Source organism: Pseudomonas sp. AP42 (assembly GCF_001728935.1).
Lineage (GTDB): Bacteria > Pseudomonadota > Gammaproteobacteria > Pseudomonadales > Pseudomonadaceae > Aquipseudomonas > Aquipseudomonas lactis.
Genome location: NZ_LYSO01000201.1, coordinates 1 through 4130, shown reverse-complemented (window position 1 = coordinate 4130; position 4130 = coordinate 1). Strand labels below are relative to the sequence as shown.

Annotated in this window: 4 protein-coding genes; 1 reads left to right on the top strand and 3 read right to left on the bottom strand. The window is 62.4% G+C overall.

Annotated features, from left to right (window positions below; translation table 11 throughout):
- Positions 1-68: 68 nt before the first annotated feature.
- The 3 genes from A7K61_RS30400 to A7K61_RS30390 all read right to left on the bottom strand — a co-directional run bounded on the left by A7K61_RS30400 (position 69) and on the right by A7K61_RS30390 (position 2578).
- Positions 69-1196, bottom strand: coding sequence for an alkene reductase (locus A7K61_RS30400; RefSeq protein WP_069559009.1), 1128 nt, complete (start codon positions 1194-1196; stop codon positions 69-71).
- A 78-nt stretch (positions 1197-1274) separates the two neighbouring features.
- Positions 1275-1952, bottom strand: a complete 678-nt coding sequence (locus A7K61_RS30395; protein WP_069559008.1) for a type 1 glutamine amidotransferase domain-containing protein — start codon at positions 1950-1952, stop codon at positions 1275-1277.
- Positions 1949-2578, bottom strand: a complete 630-nt coding sequence (locus tag A7K61_RS30390) for a TetR/AcrR family transcriptional regulator (RefSeq protein WP_044272315.1) — start codon at positions 2576-2578, stop codon at positions 1949-1951. The genes A7K61_RS30395 and A7K61_RS30390 overlap by 4 nt, the downstream gene beginning before the upstream one ends.
- A 173-nt stretch (positions 2579-2751) precedes the next feature.
- Between A7K61_RS30390 and A7K61_RS30385 the strand changes: the two genes are divergently transcribed.
- Positions 2752-3690, top strand: a complete 939-nt coding sequence (locus A7K61_RS30385; RefSeq protein ID WP_044272318.1) for a GlxA family transcriptional regulator — start codon at positions 2752-2754, stop codon at positions 3688-3690.
- The last annotated feature ends 440 nt before the right edge of the window (positions 3691-4130 follow it).

Sequence of the window (4130 nt, the reverse complement as noted above, 5' to 3'; positions counted from 1 at the left end):
AAAGCGGTGAGTCAGTCAACATAAATGTTTGCTGAGCCGACGCCTTCGCGAGCAAGCCCGCTCCCACACTAGTGTTGGGCATACACCGGATAATCCACATACCCCGCCTCTGTCCCGCCATACAAGCCTTCGGCCTTCAACGCATTCAATGGCCAGCCATTGAACAGCCGCTGGGGCAAGTCCGGGTTGGCGATGAAGGGCCGCCCGAAGGCAATCAAGTCTGCCAACCCGGCCTCTACCAAGCGTGCACCGCGCTCGGCGGTGTAGCGGCCGGCATAGATGATCCTGCCGCTGAAGGTGCGGCGTACGGCCTGGCGGAATGTTTCGGGCAGGTCGGGCGCATTGTCCCAATCGGCTTCGGCAATGGACACGTAGGCGATGCCCGACGCTTCCAGCACTTTGATCGCTTCGATATAGGTATGGTGCGGGTCTTCCTCCACCAGGCCGATGTAGACCCGGTCCTGGTCGGTACCACTGAACAGCGGCGAAAAGCGCACGCCCAAGCGCTCCGGCCCCACCACCTTGCACACCGCTTCGACGATCTCGCGCAGCAAGCGCAGGCGATTGTCCAGCGAGCCGCCGTACTCATCTTCACGAGTGTTGGAATGGGCCGAGATGAACTGGTTGACCAGGTAGCCGTTGGCCGCGTGAATTTCCACGCCGTCGAACCCGGCGTCCAGGGCATTGCGTGCAGCCTGGGCGTAGTGCCCCACCAGCTCTTCGATTTCCAGCGTGGTCAAGGCACGGGGTACGGGGGGCTGTACCAGTTCACCCACACCCGGCCCGGTCTCAATGAAGGCCTTGGCTTGCACCGCCGCCAGTGCAGACGGGCCCACCGGCGCACCACCGTCAGGTTGCAGCGCGTTATGGGACACCCGCCCCACGTGCCATAGCTGGGCAAAGATCACCCCACCCTCGGCATGCACCGCTGCGGTGACTTTGCGCCAACCCTGGATTTGCGCCGGTGTATGAATGCCCGGCGTCCACGCGTAGCCCTGGCCCCGGGGTTCGATCTGCGTACCCTCGCTGACCATGAACCCGGCACTGGCCCGCTGACGGTAATACTCGGCCATCAGGTCGGTGGCGATATTACCCGGCTGGGCGCTGCGCTGGCGGGTCAGCGGCGGCAGTACGACACGGTTGTTCAAGCGGTGGTGCCCCAGCTTGATCGGGGTGTTCAGGATGCAGTCAGGCACGGCGATATTCCAAATTCAGGACGAACGAAAACCGTGGCGCCTCCTGGGAGTCGCCACCGTACAGATCGGTTGATTAACTTAAGCGCAGAGTGTCAGCAGGGCCTTGGCCACTTCGCTGGAGCTGCCTGGGTTTTGCCCAGTCACCAGCAAGCCATCGACGAGGACGAAGGATTGCCAGTCAGCGCCCTTCTCATACTGGCCGCCCAGTTTTTTGAATTCATCTTCAATCAGGAACGGCACGACTTCAGTCAACTGCACGGCGGCCTCTTCCGAGTTGGAGAACCCGGTGACGCGGCGGCCCTTGATCAATGGCTCACCGTTGACCGCCTTGACGTGACGCAAGGCACCCGGTGCATGGCACACAAAGCCGATGGGCTTGCCGGCCCGCTCGAAGGCTTCGATCAGCGCGATGGACACCGGCGACTCCGCCAGGTCCCACAACGGGCCGTGGCCGCCTGGGTAGAACACGGTGTCGAAGTCGGCGGCGTTGACCGAGTCCAGCTTCACGGTGGTGGCCAAGGCTTGCTGCGCAGCCGAGTCTTTGGCGAAGCGCTCGGTCTGCTCGGTTTGCGCATCCGGTTCATCGCTTTTAGGGTCCAGCGGCGGCTGGCCGCCGGCCGGGGAAGCCAACACCACCTCGGCGCCAGCGTCCTTGAACGCGTAATAAGGTGCGGCAAATTCTTCGAGCCAGAAGCCGGTCTTGCGCCCGGTATCGCCAAGCTGGCCGTGAGAGGTCAGTACCATTAATACTTTCATTTTCCAGTGCCTCGATCGATGTGAATAACAGGGTTTTCAGGGCCGCCCAACAGCTGTTGGGTCAGCAGAAGCGCCTCAGCGAACGGCGCGGTGGTACGGGTGATCTTGCCCATGACGCTGGTTCCCAACCATAGCGCATACAAGCGCCTGGCCAGGCTTTCGGGGGCCTGCGCGAACCTGAGCGAGCCGTCTTCGACGCCGCGTTGCAGGGCCACGGCAAGCAAATCGATGGTGCGCGAAGTGCCGCGTTGCAGCGCCAGCCGCATGGGTTCTGACAGGTCGGAGACCTCAGCCCCAAGCTTCACGGCCAGGCATTTGCCGGCGTCGGTGCAGCCGGTGTGGTTGTCGATCCAGCCTTGCCAATAGCGCATCAGCTTGGCGTGGTGGGTTGAGCCCGGCTGATCTAACAGCTGCTGCATGCCCTCGACGTACTGGTCGAAATAGGTATCGAGTAACACCACGCCAAAGGCGTCTTTGGAGTTGAAGTAGTGATAAAACGAGCCCTTGGGTACTTGCGCGGCTTGCAGGATTTCGTTCAAGCCCACCGCCGAAAACCCCTTGGCGCCGACAATGGATTGCGCCCGTTCCAGAATCGCTTGCCGCGCACTGCTGCTTGCGTTGCTCATGCTTGCCCCTCTGCGATTAGACCAGTCGTCTAGTGCGTTGGGCTCATGTTAGGCAGCGCGGCATTGGCTCACAATGTCATATCCGCAAGGATTTCGGACATGCACCAAAGTCGGTTGCCGTTTGCCGGGCACACGCCGACAATCGCCACTCCCCCGCCCCTTGGAGAGATGCAATGCACAGCGTTGCGCTGATGGTTTACCCGAATTTCCAGTCGTTGAGCCTCAGCCTGGGCTCGGTGTTCGAGTGTGCCAACCTGCTGCGCGGCGAGCCGGCCTATGAGTTTCACCTGGTGTCGGAAAGCGGTGGCGCGGTGATGACCTCCCAGGGCTTTTCGGTGAACACCAGCGCGCTGCGGCCGGAGGGCTATGACACGTTGATTGTCAGTGGCTACCTGGAGTTTCGCCTGCCGGAAGCCAACCTGCTGGAGCTGGTCAAGGCCGCGTCCGCGCAGTCGCGCCGGGTGGCGTCGTTATGCATGGGCATTTTTGTGCTGGCCGAGGCTGGGCTGCTGGCTGGCAAGCGCACCACCACTCACTGGATTCACGCACCCGCGTTTCGCAAGCGTTACCCGGATATCCGCCTGGAAGAAGACAAGTTGTTCATTGTCGACGGCCAGGTGTGGACCGGTGCGGGCATGAGCGCCGGGGTCGACCTGGCGCTGGCGATGGTGGAGGACGATCTGGGCAGCGACCTGGCCCGGCGTATTGCGCGCAAGCTGGTGATTGCCCAGCGTCGCGGCAGCGAGCAGTCGCAATTGTCGGCCTTGTTGGAGCTGGACCCCAAGTCCGACCGCGTGCAGCTGGCCCTGGCTTACGCTCGCGAGAATCTCACTCAGGATTTATCCGTGGAGGCCCTGGCCGACGTTGCCCGGTTAAGCCCGCGCCAGTTCAGCCGGGTGTTTCGCGAAGAAACCGGGCAGACCCCGGCCAAAGCTATCGAAGCCCTGCGGGTGGAAGCTGCGCGGGCGATGATGGAAACCAGCCGGCACCCGGTGGAGGTGGTGGCGCGCGAAACCGGGTTTGGTGATCGCGAGCGCATGCGCCAGGCGTTTCTCAGGGCGTTCGGGCAGCCGCCTCAGGCGATGCAGCAGGTGCTGTTCAACCCGGGTTAGGCCAGTGACGGCCTGACAGCCGGTGCCTATTTACCTGAAGTGCCATGATCCAACTGTGGGAGCTGGCTTGCCTGCGATGGCGGCCGGCCAGCCAACGCCTATCTACCTGACACCCCCGCAATCCAAATGTGTGTGCGGGCTTGCTCGCGAAGGCGGCCTACCAGCCAACGCCTATCTACCTGACACCCCGCAATCCAAATGTGGGAGCGGGCTTGCTCGCGAAGGCGGCCTGCCAGCCAACGCCTATCTACCTGACACCCCCGCGATCCAATTGTGGGAGCGGGCTTGCTCGCGAAGGCGGCCTGGCAGGCGACGCAGTTGAATTGTGTACATATCCATTGCTGCGGTAACGGCCACTTAGGGTTCCGCTCTGACAGCGGGTCACTTTTGGAAAAGAGCCCCAAAAGTAACCAAAAGGGCTCTTGCCCCACCACTCGGCA